This window comes from Fischerella sp. JS2, assembly GCF_032393985.1.
Lineage (GTDB): Bacteria > Cyanobacteriota > Cyanobacteriia > Cyanobacteriales > Nostocaceae > Fischerella.
This window is the reverse complement of record NZ_CP135918.1, coordinates 1,938,247-1,955,850: the sequence shown is the minus strand read 5'-3', so window position 1 is coordinate 1,955,850 and position 17,604 is coordinate 1,938,247. Positions and strand designations below refer to the sequence as shown.

Below are 17,604 nucleotides of genomic sequence, written 5' to 3'. Positions count from 1 at the left end.
CGCGGTCCATAGAATGGACCTCTTGCATGAATCCTAAAAACCCCCTCAATTCCCTCGTGAATGGGCTACGGTGTACACGCAAGTCTGAAATAGCTTGTGAATTCTGGTTTTACCCCACCCTAACCCTCCCCTTGTAAAGGAGAGGGGACTGGATTTGTTGTTTACCCCGAATATCGGGGGGATCAACAGGGGTAAATCCAACTTGTATGTACACGGTAGCCGTGAATGGGGGGAAGATTGAATTCTCTGTCTGATTAAGGTACATGAGCAAAAATAATCTGCAAAGCGATCGCTTCGGCTATTTCTAGGCTACCCTTCTGGCAGTCCAACCGCAGATATAGTTTTAACCATAAGTTTATACTTTATTTAATTCGTAATATTTTTACTTAGCACGGATTAATAGTGTCTAATTTAAGTAAACACTAATTTTTTATACCAATTCAAAAAATGTTTGCGACAGATAAGGCATTGAGGATGAAGTCATAACCAGTCAAAGAAGCAGCAATTTGAGGAGTGAGGAGAGCTAGGAGTTGAGCAACCTTGGTTTGCAGATGCTCCAGGTGATCAAATAGCTCCCATTTCAAGTCTTGCTTGAGATATTCCCAAACGCGCTCTATGGGATTCAGTTCAGGAGAATGAGCAGGCTGGAACAAAAGAACAATATTCTCTGGAATTTGTAAACGTTTAGCTTTATGAAATAAGCCGTTATCAACTTGGAGAATGTTAAGTGATTTGGGATAACAGGCAGCGAACTCGTTCAAAAATTGTTGGTAGCATTCGGTATCAACATGAGAAAACTGCCAAAATAAACTTTCCCCAGTAAGTGGTTCAACTGCTCCATATAGCCAGAACGCTTTAAATTGCCACTGCCAATCACCAATAGGCTTAACTCCGGGAAGAGTAATTTTACGTCCTTCAATGGTTTTGAGTCCAAATCGACTCTCATCTTGTACAAAATAACGAATATTTTCGTACTGGGGCAAGATAATGGCACTGTATTGAGCAATTAATTGCAAGTCATCACCGAGTTTTTTTTAAAAGACTCTAGTTTTTCTTCGTCCTGTTTTCGGTTACGCGGACGTGGGACTTTCAGCTTGGCTTTGAGCCTGTAACGTGCCAGATGATGTACAGTTGCGTACTCAGCTTGCACACCCAAGGTTTTTTCTAACCAATGTTGTATTTGTGTGTACCGTTGAAACCCACCTTCTGGTTGTTCGAGTTGTTTTTTCAAACTCGATACAGCCCAATCTGGTATTGCTCTTTTTCGACCTGAACTCGTTCCAAATTCAACAACCGCCTCAATTCCTCCTTCTCGATAATCTGCCAACCATCGATGTACTGTAGCTCGATGTTTTCCCAAGATTTTAGCAATCTCACTTACACTCATTTCTTGCCCTTTAATCAGATATAGGGCTTGTATACGTTCTTTGCTCCGAGACTGTTTTTGATGTCTGAGCAACTTCTCTAGTTCCTCGACACTATCAACTATCTCGATCTGTGTTACCCCTACCATCACATACCCTGAATGCTACTTCTGTCTATTTTTACCATCTGTCGCATTCTTTTTTCAAATTGGTATAATTCTCTTATTCTGAAGCTTTGCTAAAAATCCTGATTTCTGCATCTCTATTGCAGAGATGCAGAAAAATCACATTCAGTCCTCTGTCTCCAGACAGATCTTAAGAGTAAAAAGCAAATTTACAGTCAGCAGATTATTGATAGTTTTACAATCCGCTAAATCAAAGTTTTTTGGTAAAACTAAAAGGAATTAGGCAATACGAGCCAGAGTAGTAAAGCTTTCATTAGCAAATACCCCGGATGAAAAAATAATCAATTACTTTTAAGGTTACTGCCAGTTTTTCTGAAGAGAGTTTAAAATTTGTCTATTTTTATAAAGTAATTATACTAACCTTTTGGTAGTGCAATCCTAAACAGTAAGTTTTCTTCGTGTCTTAGTGTCTTTGTAGTAAAAAAATAATTTTTATTTAACCACCAAGACACTAAGACACCAAGTTAGATCAGGAAAAAGTAGGAAGATGAAGGCTACTGATCTTCAGCTTGGTTGAGTTTATCTAATGCTTCCTGAAGTACTCGACGGCAAAATTCAGGATAATTCTCAATAGATTTTATTTTCTCAGCCATTGTTTTGGTGACTCTAATGGCAATTCTTTCGGTTAGAGGTTCATCTCTATCCGTTTTAAAACCATGTTTTTTGATTTCTGGATTGCCATGTGGATTAGGCATTTAGTTCTATTAATGATTTTTAGATAATTTGAGAATAGTGAGGCAACACATTGTATATTTAAGAATATGGTGGGTAGCTTCCGCCAAGAATACTTACCCACCAAGTCCATTTACGAAAAAACAGACATTTACTATGTTAAACCGCACTGAGCTGGAGGCAAAGACTCTGCCAGAGTTGATTCAACTGTGCCAAATTTACGGAATTAGACCAGAAGGGAATATTAGCGATCGCAACTCTTGCATTAGAGTATTATCCAGCTTTCCACAGCGAGCGATTTTGGAATTTCGCAAAGGTAAAGGCTTGCAATATCCAAAATTGAATGAAGTATACAATAGCTTGTTTGCTGTACTTCGACAGCTAGGACAACCAACAGATGCTCAACTGGCACTGATGAGGGCTACACTACAGGGACAAAGAATGGATAAATCAACCGAAGCATATTATCAAACTCAAATGTTTCGCCTCTGGTACATCCGCCAGTTGATTCAAGAGGTGCTGAGTTTGCTAAAGTAGCGATCGTGTAAGGAATCGGGGACTAGCGATCGGGGATTAGGAATTCATTATGTCGTCTCCCGTGTCCCCCTTGTCCCCCTTCCCTTCCATTCTCCAGTCCCCTTTTTGCTCATTTTTAAGTATCTTTAAAAAAAGTTAAAACTATTAATCCTACGTTATGTCTGTCAGGCAAAGAGTTCTTTCTGGTGTTCAACCTACTGGTAACTTACATTTAGGAAATTATTTAGGTGCAATTCGTAACTGGGTAGAAGGACAAAGCCAGTACGATAATTTCCTGTTTATAGCTGATTTGCACGCTGTTACTTTGCCACACAACCCAGTAGAACTAGCTAAAAATACTTATACCTTGGCTGCTTTATATCTGGCTTGTGGTCTTGATTTAACCCATTCCACTATTTTTGTACAATCTCACGTCCCTGCACACACTGAACTTACCTGGTTACTTAACTGCATTACACCCCTCAACTGGCTGACAGATATGATTCAGTTCAAAGAAAAGGCTGTCAAGCAGGGTGAAAACGTAGGTGTTGGTTTGTTAGACTATCCTGTGCTGATGGCTTCTGATATTTTGCTCTACGAACCAGATAAAGTGCCAGTAGGGGAAGACCAAAAGCAACACCTAGAACTAACGCGGGATATTGTCAATAGGTTTAATCACTTATTTGCCAAGCCAGATCAATCGGTATTAAAGTTACCAGAACCTTTGATCCGTAAAGAAGGAGCTAGGGTAATGAGTTTGACGGATGGGACAAAGAAAATGTCTAAGTCTGATCCTTCAGAATTAAGCCGGATCAATTTGCTAGATTCACCGGATGAGATTGTCAAAAAAATTAAGAAATGTAAAACTGATCCAACTCGCGGTTTAGAGTTTGATCATCCAGAACGACCAGAGAGCAATAATTTGTTAACTCTGTATATGTTGCTGTCTGGCAAAACCAAGGAAGAAGTCGCTGCTGAGTGTCAAGATATGGGCTGGGGACAATTTAAGCCTTTACTGACAGAAACAGTCATCAATGCCCTCAAACCCATCCAAGCGAAATATCAGTCGATAATGGATGACAGAGGCTATTTAGAGTCTGTTTTACGGCATGGAAAACATAAAGCAGAGGCTGTTGCGAACCAAACTTTAGCAAAAGTTAAAACCGCAATGGGATACTCCACACCATTATGAGGTTTTCTGTGTAGGGTGAGTTGTGTTATAGCTTTACCCAAAGACAGAAATGCTCATTTTTATGCTGGATACTCAAAATCCAACTTCTATAACTTCTTTTCGGACAGCAGCAAAAGCTGGTCAATTCCTGGTTACCGCCGAGGTAGCACCACCAAAAGGCGGTAATCCAGAACACATGCTCAAAATGGCAGCGACCCTTAAGGGGAGGGTTCATGCTGTCAATATTACCGATGGTAGCCGGGCAGTTTTACGGATGTGTCCGGTGGTAGCATCGGCAATTTTATTACAACATGGCATTGAACCAATTTGTCAGATTGCTTGTCGCGATCGCAACCGCATTGGTTTACAAGCTGATTTAATGGGCGCTCATGCGATCGGCATCAGAAATATCTTAGCCTTGACCGGTGATCCTGTGAAAGCAGGTGATCATACTGACTGCAAAGGCGTGTTTGACTTAGAATCTGTGCGGCTGCTGCAAGTCATACAAAAGCTGAATCATGGCGTTGATTACAACGATACACCCTTAAATGATGGGGCACTAGATTTATTTCCTGGTGCAGCAGTTGATCCGCAATGTCCAAGTTGGTCGGGTTTGCAAAAACGATTTGAACGCAAATTAGAAGCAGGAGCGCAGTTTTTTCAAAGTCAATTAATTACCGATTTTGAAATACTAGAAAAGTTCATGGATAAAATTGCTGTTGGTTGTGGCAAGCCAATTTTAGCTGGAATTTTCTTGTTTAAATCAGCAAAAAATGCCCAATTTATTAATAGGTGTGTTCCGGGTGTAAATATTCCCCAACACATCATTGATAGATTAGCACAAGCAAAATATCCCCTAGAAGAAGGGATGAAAATTGCTGCGGAACAGGTACAGATCGCACAGCAATTGTGTCAAGGTGTCCACATGATGGCAGTGAAGCGAGAAGATTTGATTCCGCAAATATTAGAGATGGCTGGTGTTGCGCCAGTTAATCAGATGGTATCAGTTTAAACAAATGCTCTCTCAGTTCAGATCCCCGACTTCTTTAAACAAAGTCGGGGATCTATAATCCCTCACAATTAATGTGGTAAACCACTAGGTGAGTGATCGCATTTCTTTGCTAATTGAAGAGAGTGCGATCGCTCTTTTGTTGCCTCTATTGCTAAACTAAAAAACAACCCCTACCCCTGCAAAGGTAATCTTATGACCTCTGCAACTAATCCACCTAACGCCCTCACCCCTTTTCCTGATCACACTCAACTTCCTGAGTCTGACGGTACATTTGTGAAAAACTTCCAGGAACATCCCCAAAGCATTCTATTAACCGACTCTATTAAACCGATATTGCAAAAACGTCATCCTGATGGGCAATACTGTATTGGTCAAGATTGTGGGATCTACTGGCGCATCACTGACCCCCCAGAAAAAGGCGCAGAAGCACCGGATTGGTTTTATGTAGGGAATGTACCGCCCTTGCTTAGTGGGCAAACGCGGAGGTCTTATGTACTATGGCGAGAGTATATCGCACCGTTGATTGTTTTAGAATTTGTCTCTGGGGATGGTAGTGAAGAACGAGACAAAACTCCTTGGAAAGGCAAATTTTGGATTTATGAACAGGTGATTCGCCCTCCCTTTTATGGCATTTATGAACTGAATAAAGCCAGTGTAGAAGTTTATGAATTCATTGGTGGACAATATGAGTTATTATCACCCAATGAACGGGGACATTATCCCATAAATCCATTAGGAGTCGAGTTAGGCATTTGGCAAGGAGAATACCAGAATATGGAATTACCTTGGCTGCGCTGGTGGGATTTGCAAGGTAATTTGTTGTTAACTGGTGAGGAAAGAGCCGAACAGGAACGTCGAAGGGCAGATCGTTTGGCTGAACAACTGCGATCGCTTGGGGTTGAACCAGAGGTTTAGTATTTTTGGACTATGGCTTAAAGGTGCGATCGCCCCAGCAAGCTATAATCTCAAAAAGCTATTCAATATAACAAACTACAAGAAGTCAACTATGGCTCAAGTCTTGGTTGAAGACCTAGACCCCATCATCCTAGAAAAGCTAGAAATCCTTGCTAAACAGCATGGTCACTCTTTGCAAGCAGAAATCAAACATATCTTGGAGATGGCAGTACAAAGCCAGGCAATTTTAAGCAAACCAGTCAATATGGCAAAGGCGAGAGAAGCTGCTTTCCAAATGCGGCTACAGTTAGTGGGTAGCATCCATACTGACAGTGCAGAACTCCTTAGAAAGGAGAGACAAAAGTGAATCGTTACGTTATTGATGCCACTGTCGCTGTCAAATGGTTCATCCCAGAGATTAACAGCGAAAAAGCCGCTCGTCTTTTGGACGGAACTTATGAATTAATAGCCCCAGATTTACTGCTACCTGAGTTTGGTAATATCTTGTGGAAAAAAGTTCAGCTAGGAGAAATTACTCAAGAAACCAGTCGCAGAATTATACATAACTTCAAAACAGTGATGTTGCAGACTTATCCTTCAACATTGTTGTTAGAAACTGCTGTAGAAATGGCTAACACTCTAGCACAAACTGTAGATGAATGTTTTTATCTAGCTCTTGCTTTTACAGAAGAATGCCAGCTTGTCACGGCTGATCGCAAATTTTACAATGCGCTCAAAATAAGTTTTTTTGCCGATAATCTTCTGTGGGTAGAAGATATTGCTAATTTGTAGGCGAACACCTCAATATTAATTATTCATGTGTTGCATTCTTTTTTTAAATTGGTAGTAGGATTGAGTCGTATCAGTTCTTTGACATAAAATTCTTTTTTTGCTATCAAGTATCAGCATAGTTGAGGCATTATACAGTAAGCATTTGCAGCTTTAGAACCATGCGATCGCTAATTTTTGACATTTTTAAATTTTTTGCCACAAAAGATAATATTTCCTAGCAATAGCTTTTCTTCCTTTGGTTAAAGTCTATCTCACTTCTTTAGATAGAAACCTGACTGTAAATACACAAGTTATTCTCAAAGTAATAGAAAACCTAACTTTAAATATCACAGGGCAAACGTAGCAAAGGCTATTCCAAAGTGATGAATCTTTGCTGATATTTACATATACCTTTTTGTCAGTTTATTCGGAGAAGATTACATCAAATACTATGACTAATCCAAATGATAACAAAAGCTATCGTGAAGTTCGACAAGATAGTTATATCGATAGCAACGGCGAAACTCATACTAACGTCACACGCACCAGTGAAACTGTTAACAACGATAGGGTAGATTCTCAATCTTACCGTAATGGTTATGTACAAGGTCGAGTATCGGAACGTAACTACCAAGAAGACCTCGCACAACGAGACACAAATAATGCATCGCAAGGATTGTTGTTAGGTTTCTTAATTGCTGGGTTAGCAGCATTAACAGCTGGTGCAATTTGGTACTTCAATCGACCAGAATCAGCCATAGATAACACAACTACACCTGTAGAGACTATTCCAGCAACTTCCAGCCCAACTCCTGCTGCGACTCTGACACCTGAACCCCAACAAACAACAATTATCGAAAGAACTAGGGAAGTTCCTCTTCCTATTCCCCTTCCCGAACAGAGGACATCACCAGTACCAACTCCGGCTGCACCCAATGTCAACATTACTGTACCGCCGCAACAGCCTTCTAATACACAAACTGCACCGACATCACCATCCACTTCTAACGGTAGTACTTCGACTACAACTCCTAACGCGCAGCCAACTACTTCACCAAACGAAACTAGTACAACCACTCCTTCCCTAAGTGGACAAGATCAAACAGATGTAACACCTAATAGCAATTCATCTGATACTAACAACAGTAGTCAATAGTTAATGGTTAGTAGTTAGTACAGACGCGATTAATCGCGTCTGTACATTAGTAGTTAGTAGTTAGTACTACTCACACCCCACCCTACGGGAAGCCGCGCAAAGCGCGTCTACACACTCCTCATACTCCCCATACTCCATACCTCCCCACCTCCCCACCTTCACACCCTTTCTTTGGGTGGTGGCGTGATACCCCACTTGCTTAATCCTTGTGAAAGTTCATTTAAAAATTTCAAGTCCTCTTTAGGTAAAGACTGGGGAGGATTTTCTGTTTTTTCCAGAAAGACAAAGGCTTGTCGGAATTGAGTTGGTGTCGCCTCAATCGGTGAGTCGAGGTGACAAGGAATTATCCGTTGAAAATCCCAACTCGCTACTTGATTAGCCCATTTGATAGTTTTCTCCGGATCTCGGTTAAGAATTAAAGTTTGCAGGATGGGTGCAACAAACAAGCGTCCTTCCCCGCGTAGGGCATGAAAAGACTGTAGCCAGTCATTCCACTTAAAAGGAAACAAACCAAAATAAGCTTTCCTAGAACGATCTGCCGCCCCCAAAGCATGGCGAAACACTTGCCTCGTACCAATTACTTCCAGCGTACTCGGTTGGAAGTAAAAAGCAAATAATACAATTCGCTGCCACCCCTTACGACGGTTAGCCTCAGTGTCAAAAACGGTGTGGAAGGCGTCGTCTTTGGCATGAAACAGTAGAGGATAGGGGTCAAGTTGAACTATTTCTGGTGGTTCTGCGGGGATAGACAGAACTATATCTGTTACTAGCAATGTACGCGATCGCTTGTGTAAAAACGCAACTTCGGCAAATCGTCCCGGCCCCAATTCAATAGGGCCAAGAATTGCATAGTCAAACTCATCAGCAAAGGGTGTATCACTGCTGTTGGATGGAAGTACATGAGTACGTCCCCCTGGTAAACCCAGCCAACTCAGGGGCAGGTTGAGAGGAAAACTCCACTGCTTCGGGGCTACAAAGACTTGTGCTTGGGGAAAACGTCTGGCAAAAGGGCCGACAAAGACTTTATGTTCTAAACCAGAAATGGTAGGCAGGATAATATATTTAACATCCCCGTGTTCTGTCACTAACTCTTCAACAAGGCGGATACATTCTGGGGTTGGTGCGATCGGTGCATAAACGAGGAGTCCACCTGCTTCTAACTTCACAACGGTCATACGAATTGGCACGACGACATAGAAAATCCCTTGTATCTGGTCAAAAGTCCAGATCGTATCTTTCACTACTTCTTGCCGGATTGTACGTCGTCTGCCAAATGGGTAGAGTGGTAAAACAGGCCAGAAAGGCCAAGACCAATCTTTTAAAAAGATGCCATCCTGTTGCGTCTGCATATTTTGTGTGTTCATCGTGGTTTTCTCCACGACTCGATCCTCCCGAATCCCCAAAGCTGAGAATATTTTATTTTATCTAAAGACTGCTTTCTTTTATCCAAATCGCCAGCCCCCCTCCACGTCCACGCGCCGCGATCAAATCTTCGGTCATGAGAAAGAAAGCAAAAAAGGGTTGTTTGGCGATCGCCTGATTGTAGAAATCTTCTGTTTGACTCTTACCGCCTCGAATCTGTTGTTTGTAGACAATACGACCAAACAAGCTGATTTGCATTTGGGTAAAATCAAAAGCCAACAAGTTTTTCTTTCCTAAATATCTGGCTGGGCCTGTAAATTTTAACAATAGGCCGCCAAGTTGTACTTGATTACTTATTTTCCCTTTACCAACAGCTATATCTGTAGCAGCAAAACAAATGTGTGCAGCCCCAAGCTTTGGTACATAAAAACCCCTACCTAATTCAATTCCTCCCCTATTTTTACGTTTGCGAGTTCCAGTGGTAAAACATAGTCGCCATTGACCAAGCAACGATGTAAAGGGATAGGTTAATTTTTGTTGCTTAGCAGCTTTTTCTGCTTCGAGTAAAGCATTTACCAGTGCTGCGGCGGGAGGGCGATCGCTTGCTTCTCCCCGATATGCACAAACAGCTTGCTCAAGTACAGTTATAAAATCTGGCGAAATTGGTGGTGTTAATTTAGGCGATCGCATTAATTCAATCCTCATTCAATCATGTTTATTTGTTATTCAGAAGGCAGAAGTATGAGGGCAGAAGGCAGAAGGGAAACCACGCTTAAAAATGTGGGACTTAGGCTGTAGAAGCTTTGTGTCTTGTCGCACTCTCAGTTCGACACAAATCTTTTCATCTTTATTAGTGGGCTTTTAGCGGGCTTTATACCCCCACTCAAAGTTTTTATTGATACATAGACCTTCTGCCCTCTGCCATCTACCCTCTGCCTTTTTTTGTAATTGGTGTCTAATGTTCGGTTTTCCAACCAACAACCAACCATCAACAATCAATACTACTGAGGCTTGCGGCTAATAATAGTGCGGTGGCGGGGGTCACTAGCAACTGTAACTGGTTTCTCAAAACCTACCTCTTCTAATGCTGCTTCTATATCAAAAGAGTAGTAATCGTCACTCCAAGGTTCAGTACTTTTCATTAAAGTAAATAAAACTGGTGGCAAATTTTGAATTACAGGAGATTTTGGATTGTTGTCCACCAATGCAATATAGCCACCAGGACGCAGCAGTCGCAGCGCCTCAGTAAAAATTGCTTTGCTGATGTAATGTGGCAATTCATGAGTCACAAATTGCAAAGTGACAAGATCAAAGGAGTTACTTTGCAGTTTTGTATCTTCCCCCTTAGCATGAAGCCACTGGGATATTTCACCATTGACATCTAAAGTTTTAGCTACAGCTAGCATATAAGGCGACAAATCTAGACCAATTGTACGAACAGGGTGATTTTGCTTTTTCTGGTAAAAGCGGTGTAAAGCTAAAGTAGAAATACCTACAGAACAGCCTATATCTAAAATATCTTTTACTTCTTGAGGGCCATAGGTTGCCAAAACTTGATGAAAGGTGTCTCGCAAGCGATCGTGGGCAGTTTCCCAAGTCAGCTTTTCTTTAGGCCATACTCGCAGCGCCATTGAGTAAGTAGCGCTGGGGGCTTCTAAGGCCGCTTGCCAGCAAAGATTTCCTTCGGAGTAGGCATGGAAGGGAACTTGATAGTAGTCGGGGTAGACAATATTAGAGTCTACTATTTCTGTTAGTTGCTGTTTTACTCCCGATGCTGCCAAAGTTTCGTAGTTTTTGCGCCAAGGAACACCATTTTTTTCAGCAGTTTTAATAATTACTTGCCTTGCCTGATGTTTCATCAGGTTGTAAATTGGTCTGGTCTGAATAAGTAGATTCACAAATTGTGAGAGCAGTCCTTCACCAGCCCAATCTGGCTTAATTTTGTCTTTCATCTGAAATTATATGTAATCGACACAAGATAACTGTTTACATTTTAGGTTTTAATGTTAAGTTACTGAGAAAACAAAAGTTTATTAAAAAATAAATTCTTCTAGCTATGAGTATTCTATTCAACCCAAAATTTCGCCTTCTCCTTTGTTCTGCTGCTTTATTATCTGTTGGTTTCGGTAGTGGCTACTTATATACTCAGTCGAACACTCAACAACAAATGTCTCTTGCCTCTGTTCCAACGAGTTCTAAAATTATCAAAAATTTACAAGACGAGAATCCAGATAAACAAAGTAATTCTACATCAAGCTTAGGATTGATATCAGCATCTACCCCCTATCAAGTTATTGATGAATTTAAAAAATATAAATATAGCATTAATGGTAATCAAATTCTCTCTTCTGCCAAACTACCAAAGAATAAGGTGAATTTCAATCAAAAAGATTTGTTATTTGTTCTTGCTAATACTAGAAAATATTACCAAGACTACGCAAATCAAGACCCAGATATTCTCCGAACAGGATTACTAGGAACTGCAGGAGTTAGTGTCCAAGATACATTGAAAACTCTAGATTTTATGATTGCTGTTTTAAAAGAGGATATTGCCAAAAATCGCATGACTCGTTTACAAGATCCCAATTTTATCAATAATAATTTTCGAGTAATAAAATGGTCTGCTTATAAACCACAAAATCCTCAGCAAAAACGCTTAAGAATTACTAAATATGCCGTTTTTACTCATACAGGCTCTAGGAAAAAAACTGCGAATTACAATATACCAATTTACAGTTTAAAAGATAATTTAAGTGGCGACAAATTTTATACTAGATATACGAAACAGGATGTTTTATCAGGTATTTATGAACCTGGGGGAAGAGAATACGGTAAAGTTGAACCTCTTGCTTATTTGACTCGTCAAGGCTTGGAAGAAGCTTTAATGCAAGGAACAATTTTGATTAATTTTACTGATGGTACTCGAGAATTTTTTAATGTAGATCGAAATAATGGAATGCCTTACATTCGAGGAGTAAAACCAACAGCACAAAAGCGGTATTGGTATTTTAGAAAAGTAAATGCTATTAAAGGCTATGGATATAAGATTGATGCAAAAATTTCCATTAAGCCAGGAGTAACTTTTGCTGGGGATGTATTAAATATTGGTTTAGGCCGAGTAATTGTAATTGAGTATGGTCAAGGTAAAAATAAACGCCTAAAAATGGGAGCGATCGCCGATACAGGCGGAGCATTTTTACCAAATCTTTATCAGCTTGATTTTTTAGCAGGGATTTTTAAGACTAATAGGGATTTTAGCAGGTACATCAGTCAGTTACCTGAATATGCCACAGCCTATATTTTAGTGAAAAAGTAAATATTTGACAGTGAATCTTAAAATCTCTTTTTCCTCTCTGCGTCTTCTGTGTCTATGTGGTTAATTCAATAATTTATAAACCATAGAGAACGTAGAGAACACACCAGAGTAGAAGTTACAGAGGAGTTAAAATAATTCTTCTTTGATTAACCGACCATCTTCTATATGAATTATTTTATCGGCTATATCTAAAACTCGGTTGTCATGAGTCACCATCAAAATAGCACATTGTTGTTCCTTCGCCAGTTGCTGCATTATTTCTACAACCTCTCTACCAGACTTACTGTCTAAGGCAGCAGTAGGTTCATCAGCTAAGACTAATTTGGGCTGACTTACCAAAGCACGGGCAATGGCTACCCGTTGCTTTTGTCCTCCCGAAAGTTCGGTAGGATAGTAATTAATGCGATGTCCTAATTTAACAGCATGGAGCATCGCCTCTGATTTCAGCCGAGCCTGTCGATAAGAAATATTTTTGTGTAGTTCAAGTGACATTTGTACATTCTGTCGGGCTGTTAAAAAATCCAGTAAGTTATGAGCTTGGAAAATATAGCCAATGTTGCGACGTACTTGCACCAATGTTTCATTACTTGTCCCATGTAACTCCCAGTTCAAAAATTTGAGGTTTCCTTCTTGAACAGACCGCAATCCACCAATTAAAGTTAGTAAAGTTGTCTTTCCGGAACCCGATGGACCTGACAAAATCACAATTTCTCCAGATTTTATCACCAAATTAATGTCAAATAAAATCTGACTTCGTAATGATTTTTGACCAAAGTAGTGATTGAGATTTCTAACGGAAACAACAACATCTTGTTGAAACATGGACTTTGTAGTTCATTTGATGATTAAACTAAAAAATTTCAGCTGGATCTACTACTCGTAATTTATTAGTTGATAAAAATGCAGAAGTTAAGCACATTAATAATGTCGCAAGTAATATTATTAATGCCTTGTCATAGCTCATAAGAACTGGTAGTTTAGTAGCATTTTTTGCCAAATCGTATAGAAATATAGATATAAATATGCCAGGAATATAACCTAATATTGCCAAAATGAAAGCTTGTTGAAAAACAATACCTAGCAAGTATTTATTTTTAAATCCCATTGCTTTTAAGGTTGCATATTCAGCTAAGTGGCTAGATATATTACTATAAAGTATTTGATAAACAACAACTACACCAACAATAAAGCCCATAATTACCATCAAATTAAAGATAAATCCAATTGGTGTTCTTACACTCCAATAGTTTTTTTCAAAATTCATAAAACCTTCACGTGTCAAAACTTTAACATCTTTAGGTAAGTGGGCTGACAGCATCGCTAAAACTTTTTGAGGATCAGCACCAGGTTTGAGAGTAAGTAAGCCTATATCTATATATTCGGGAGAACGATCTTTAAATACCCTAATGAAAGTTGAGTAACTAATCATTAAATTGCCATCAACTCCAAAGGAAGGCCCTAGTTTGAATAAGCCAGCAACTTTCACTCTATAACCAATTAATGAGTTATATCCAAATATTTCAATACTAACAGGTTCGTTTTGAACAACTTTTTCCGCAATTGGGCCAAATTCTGGTCGTGAACCACGATCAAATAAAACTACGTTAGGACGTTTAAGTAGATTTAGATTTTTATTAACTTCTGGCAATTTAAAAACTGATTTTGCTGGATCAAAGCCAAGTACATAAATTGGAAATTTACGACCATTAATTGGATTTTTGAGTTTAGCAAATTGAACGTATAAAGAGTTGACTGATTCTATAGAATCAAAACCTAATGCTTGATATAAACGAATGCGTGGAAAACTTTGATTTGAGGTTAAGGATTTATATTGGGAACTGATTACAAATAAATCTCCTTCTAAGTTTTTTTGCACTTGCGTCGCACTGGCATAGAGAGCATCTTGGAAGCCAATTTGCATAAACATCAAAACAGCTACAAATGCAATACCAGCCAAAGCTACTAGAAAGCGAAGTTTTTGTCGAGCTAATTGTAGCCAGGCTACAGGTATCTTCTTTCTCATCTTTTAAACCTCAAAACTGAGATTGGAAAAGCAATCTCTTGGCATCAAGTTATTAGAATGTTTCTTGATACTTCCTATGCTCAAAAAAGTATTTATTGGTGAGACTGCTTAGTATGAATGAGTACTTCTACTTGTAAGTTAGTCAGGGCTGCAACTCGTTGATTATCTGCTGGATTATTGATACGGATTTTGACCTCAACTACTTTATTATCTGTATCTGCTCCTGGATTGTTAGTAAAGATATTTTGTTGAGTAACTTGTAAACCTATCTCTGTTACTGTTCCTTGTATTTCTCCCAGAAAAGCATTGCTAGTAATAGTTGCAGGCTGACCTAAATGCACTTTTTGAATATCAGTTTCATAAACTTCGGCTACCACATACATCTGATCTGTGCGACCTATTTGAGCAATTCCTTGATTACCAATGATTTCTCCAGGCCAGGTATAAATTTTTATGACTTGGCCATCTATTGGCGATCGCACCATACTTAAATCCAAATCTGCTTGGGCCTGTGCTACTGCTGTTTTTGCCTTCTCAACTTCAGCTTGCGCTGCTTGTATATCAGTAGGACGGACTTCAGCAATACTTGCTAGCCTAGCTCTAGCTTCTATTAACTGTTTTTGAAGAGTGTCCACCGTACGGTTTTGGGTAGCTTTTGCTTCATTGAGTTGTTGTTGAACAGTATCCACCCTCAAGCGTTTAGCATCTGCATCGGATGCTGAAATGGCTCCCTGTTGGTATAACATCTGATATCGCCGATTTTCGCTTTCCGCATTCCGCAATTCTGCCTCTAGACGAGCTATAGTTGCTTGTTGTGCAGATATTTCTCCACGTAACTCAGCTTCTATACGAGCAATAGTCGCTTTTTGGGCAGCTAAATCTCCTGCTTTTGCTCCTATTTTTACCTGATTGAGACTAGCTTGGGCAACTAGAACCTGTTTTTTAGCGTTTTCTAAGGCTGCAAGACGAACATAGAAACTATCAAGAAGTGCAATTGCTTGTCCTTTCTGCACCTTCTCTCCTTCCTTTACCAGGAGTCGTGCAACTTGAACGCCACCTTGGGAATTGGGAGCAGACAAATTAATCACTTCTCCTTGAGGCTCTAAGCGTCCAAGAGCAGCAATAGCACTAATGGTAGGAGAATTAACTGGGTTAACTGAAGTGTTGTCTACGGATTTAGATCGAAATCTAGAAAAGCTATAGAGAGAAATTGCACCGATACCTAAAGTCATAGCAATTACCAGAATTATAGGCAAACGATTTGTAGGTATCGTAATTGGCTGCCTTTGTTTTTGCACCATGATCTACCTAGTAAAGGATTATCCTGTCTTCCGATGATTTCTGAAATTTGTAGACAGACAAATGGCAATAGCTCTGCTCTACAGTCATACGAATTTGGATTGCTGAGGTACGGGTGGTGTCAATAACGTCGCCACATTGAGTGCTATTCCAGTTTAGGAGTTATCGATTACATAGATAGTGGAAAGTAAACTGGATAAGTTTGACTGAGAATTTCAGATGTAATTTTTGCTATCAGAGGATGGATTATAGAAAAAGTATCCATCACTCTGTAGCATTAGGAGCCAATCAGGAATGTGTGTCTGCAATATTGTACTGATTTACGGGTTTAGCATACCTCTTTTTTCCTTTTCATAATGTCTAAGTATTCGCTACGTGTTCCATCGATGCGGTAGTGGTCACAGATTTGACAGAGTTTTAAAAGATCCAATCGACTAAATACTTTTTGATGCTCAATTCCATTGTCGTTTCTCCACCGCCAAAAAGTTGTTCGATCAATACGGCGATTGTTTTCAGGCCATCGTCGCCGTGATAAAAACTCTATAAGTTCTTGTTCATAAAAACAGTAGCCTTTTGGCAATCTGAGGAGTTCTTCTCTTAAATCAGATATTGGTATGAGTGGATCTAGCTCAGATAGTCTCATGCCAGCAACTCCATTTAGTTTCGTGAAATCTAAGCAAGTAAAAACTGAATTTGACAAGACGTAATCATATCTAATGGCAGATGATGTAATACAGTTATTAAGGTAATTGATGTTTGCAATGTTGTTGCCTCCTACTTTATAAAAGTATTGAACTTTGTCTTGACTCAATTTAATCACCAACCATAGTATTTAAGATACTCAAATGCAACTCATATGCAACGTCTTTAAAGAGAAAAAATAATTGAAACTAAAATATTAGCATTAATGTTTACAAGCACTTCATGAAAGGCAATATGATTAGTTAAATTGAATTAATAATGTATTTAAATCATCTATCATAAAGTAGAAGAGTTTGTATCATTTATATGTGATATTTATAACAGTATCTAATTATTAGAAATTATAGATTAATACAATAAAGTCTTTGAAATCTCTACTTTTTGGTAGATGCTCATGCTAACACACTTTCTACATTAGCTTGTATACAATTATCCCACCTTGTTCTTCTTATCAAAGAGAGTTATAGACATAGATTGCTATCTCAGAAATAGTATCACTAGCTTGCATAAAACTTAGAGATTTATCTTGTCATCATAGACAAAATAAAGTAAGTTCATAATCAAAGATAAAATTCTCTTCTTTCTTCTATTTTTTACCTAATTTTCAGGCTAACATTCCATCAACACGATTTCGCTCGTAAAAGACGTAAAATTTATATGCAATTTTAGAAGATAAACTCTTGGTAGATGAGATAGTGTTAGAAAAAGTTTGAAATAGGTGATGTGGCTAAAGTTGTTCGCATCCTAAAGAGAATGAAACTACAGCGATTCATGCTCTCATTAACAAGGTTTGATCACCAGCGGCTAATTTTTCATGCAGCCCGCCAGACAGCTCGTAAAGCTGAGATGGCACGTATCGCGGTGCATGAATGGCTTAATCAACACGATGCTGAACTGGAAGAATGGAAAACCAAAACAGCTTCTGAGCTGGGAATTAGTATTAGTGAACTTGAAAGGCGGCTATTATCTGCTGCTGAAGAACAGACAGAATCTAGAAAGAAAGGTAGTGATGCTAATTAACAATAAAATTTTGTAGGCAATTGTTAAATTAACGCAACTAATGCAGTTAAGTTAATTTATAATTGTCTACACAAAAGGCTGACTAATAATTTCAAATACTAGGAATGAGTTTGTTGCATTTAAGTTGCTACAAAAAAGCAA

At 39.1% G+C, this 17,604-nt stretch carries 19 protein-coding genes; 9 read left to right on the top strand and 10 right to left on the bottom strand.

All coding sequences use genetic code 11. From position 1 onward, the window contains the following. Positions 1-440 precede the first annotated feature (440 nt). The 3 genes from RS893_RS08150 to RS893_RS08140 form a co-directional block, all read right to left on the bottom strand. Positions 441-1,016: an IS630 family transposase gene (locus RS893_RS08150; protein WP_315785248.1), complete on the bottom strand. Its 576-nt coding sequence runs from the start codon at positions 1,014-1,016 to the stop codon at positions 441-443. Beyond that, positions 1,007-1,513 (bottom strand): helix-turn-helix domain-containing protein, encoded by a 507-nt coding sequence (locus RS893_RS08145; RefSeq protein WP_315785251.1) that lies wholly within the window; start codon positions 1,511-1,513, stop codon positions 1,007-1,009. Before RS893_RS08145 ends, RS893_RS08150 begins: the two co-directional genes overlap by 10 nt. A gap of 530 nt (positions 1,514-2,043) precedes the next feature. After that, on the bottom strand, positions 2,044-2,244 hold the full coding sequence (locus tag RS893_RS08140; RefSeq protein WP_315790697.1) for a hypothetical protein: 201 nt from the start codon (positions 2,242-2,244) through the stop codon (positions 2,044-2,046). A gap of 133 nt (positions 2,245-2,377) precedes the next feature. On the opposite strand from RS893_RS08140, the gene RS893_RS08135 reads away from it, so the two are divergent. From RS893_RS08135 to RS893_RS08105, 7 genes are all read left to right on the top strand, one after another. Further along, the gene (locus tag RS893_RS08135; RefSeq protein WP_315790696.1) at positions 2,378-2,758 is read left to right on the top strand and encodes a hypothetical protein; all 381 of its coding nucleotides are present in this window, start codon (positions 2,378-2,380) and stop codon (positions 2,756-2,758) included. Between the two features lie 157 nt (positions 2,759-2,915). Beyond that, positions 2,916-3,929 carry a tryptophan--tRNA ligase gene (gene trpS / locus RS893_RS08130; protein ID WP_315790694.1) on the top strand — a complete coding sequence of 338 codons (1,014 nt, stop codon included), beginning with the start codon at positions 2,916-2,918 and terminating at the stop codon, positions 3,927-3,929. A 61-nt stretch (positions 3,930-3,990) separates the two neighbouring features. Continuing rightward, the gene (locus RS893_RS08125) at positions 3,991-4,920 is read left to right on the top strand and encodes a methylenetetrahydrofolate reductase (protein ID WP_315790693.1); all 930 of its coding nucleotides are present in this window, start codon (positions 3,991-3,993) and stop codon (positions 4,918-4,920) included. Positions 4,921-5,112: 192 nt separating this feature from the next. Continuing rightward, entirely contained in the window at positions 5,113-5,835 is a 723-nt protein-coding gene (locus RS893_RS08120; protein WP_315790692.1) for a Uma2 family endonuclease, read from the top strand. 91 nt (positions 5,836-5,926) lie between these two features. Beyond that, positions 5,927-6,181, top strand: coding sequence for a FitA-like ribbon-helix-helix domain-containing protein (locus RS893_RS08115; RefSeq protein ID WP_315790691.1), 255 nt, complete (start codon positions 5,927-5,929; stop codon positions 6,179-6,181). Then, positions 6,178-6,606, top strand: a complete 429-nt coding sequence (locus RS893_RS08110) for a type II toxin-antitoxin system VapC family toxin (RefSeq protein WP_315790690.1) — start codon at positions 6,178-6,180, stop codon at positions 6,604-6,606. The genes RS893_RS08115 and RS893_RS08110 overlap by 4 nt, the downstream gene beginning before the upstream one ends. Positions 6,607-7,036: 430 nt before the next feature. Beyond that, on the top strand, positions 7,037-7,741 hold the full coding sequence (locus RS893_RS08105; RefSeq protein ID WP_315790689.1) for a hypothetical protein: 705 nt from the start codon (positions 7,037-7,039) through the stop codon (positions 7,739-7,741). A 158-nt stretch (positions 7,742-7,899) separates the two neighbouring features. Here the strand turns inward: RS893_RS08105 and RS893_RS08100 are convergent, their stop codons facing one another. The 3 genes from RS893_RS08100 to RS893_RS08090 all read right to left on the bottom strand — a co-directional run bounded on the left by RS893_RS08100 (position 7,900) and on the right by RS893_RS08090 (position 11,055). Then, the gene (locus RS893_RS08100) at positions 7,900-9,105 is read right to left on the bottom strand and encodes a DUF4336 domain-containing protein (protein WP_315790688.1); all 1,206 of its coding nucleotides are present in this window, start codon (positions 9,103-9,105) and stop codon (positions 7,900-7,902) included. 61 nt (positions 9,106-9,166) lie between these two features. Next, entirely contained in the window at positions 9,167-9,793 is a 627-nt protein-coding gene (locus RS893_RS08095; protein WP_315791913.1) for a hypothetical protein, read from the bottom strand. Positions 9,794-10,104: 311 nt separating this feature from the next. Further along, positions 10,105-11,055: a class I SAM-dependent methyltransferase gene (locus tag RS893_RS08090; RefSeq protein ID WP_315790687.1), complete on the bottom strand. Its 951-nt coding sequence runs from the start codon at positions 11,053-11,055 to the stop codon at positions 10,105-10,107. 104 nt (positions 11,056-11,159) lie between these two features. Here RS893_RS08090 and RS893_RS08085 point away from each other — a divergent pair, with 104 nt between their 5' ends. Beyond that, positions 11,160-12,419: a hypothetical protein gene (locus tag RS893_RS08085; protein WP_315790686.1), complete on the top strand. Its 1,260-nt coding sequence runs from the start codon at positions 11,160-11,162 to the stop codon at positions 12,417-12,419. 126 nt (positions 12,420-12,545) lie between these two features. Here the strand turns inward: RS893_RS08085 and RS893_RS08080 are convergent, their stop codons facing one another. The 4 genes from RS893_RS08080 to RS893_RS08065 all read right to left on the bottom strand — a co-directional run bounded on the left by RS893_RS08080 (position 12,546) and on the right by RS893_RS08065 (position 16,384). Next, on the bottom strand, positions 12,546-13,241 hold the full coding sequence (locus RS893_RS08080) for a DevA family ABC transporter ATP-binding protein (protein WP_315790685.1): 696 nt from the start codon (positions 13,239-13,241) through the stop codon (positions 12,546-12,548). Positions 13,242-13,269: 28 nt separating this feature from the next. After that, on the bottom strand, positions 13,270-14,442 hold the full coding sequence (gene devC, locus RS893_RS08075; RefSeq protein ID WP_315790684.1) for an ABC transporter permease DevC: 1,173 nt from the start codon (positions 14,440-14,442) through the stop codon (positions 13,270-13,272). A 92-nt stretch (positions 14,443-14,534) separates the two neighbouring features. Further along, on the bottom strand, positions 14,535-15,743 hold the full coding sequence (locus tag RS893_RS08070; RefSeq protein ID WP_315790683.1) for an ABC exporter membrane fusion protein: 1,209 nt from the start codon (positions 15,741-15,743) through the stop codon (positions 14,535-14,537). A gap of 326 nt (positions 15,744-16,069) precedes the next feature. Further along, positions 16,070-16,384: a hypothetical protein gene (locus tag RS893_RS08065; protein ID WP_009459346.1), complete on the bottom strand. Its 315-nt coding sequence runs from the start codon at positions 16,382-16,384 to the stop codon at positions 16,070-16,072. Between the two features lie 830 nt (positions 16,385-17,214). Here RS893_RS08065 and RS893_RS08060 point away from each other — a divergent pair. After that, positions 17,215-17,463, top strand: a complete 249-nt coding sequence (locus RS893_RS08060; RefSeq protein WP_315791912.1) for a hypothetical protein — start codon at positions 17,215-17,217, stop codon at positions 17,461-17,463. The last annotated feature ends 141 nt before the right edge of the window (positions 17,464-17,604 follow it).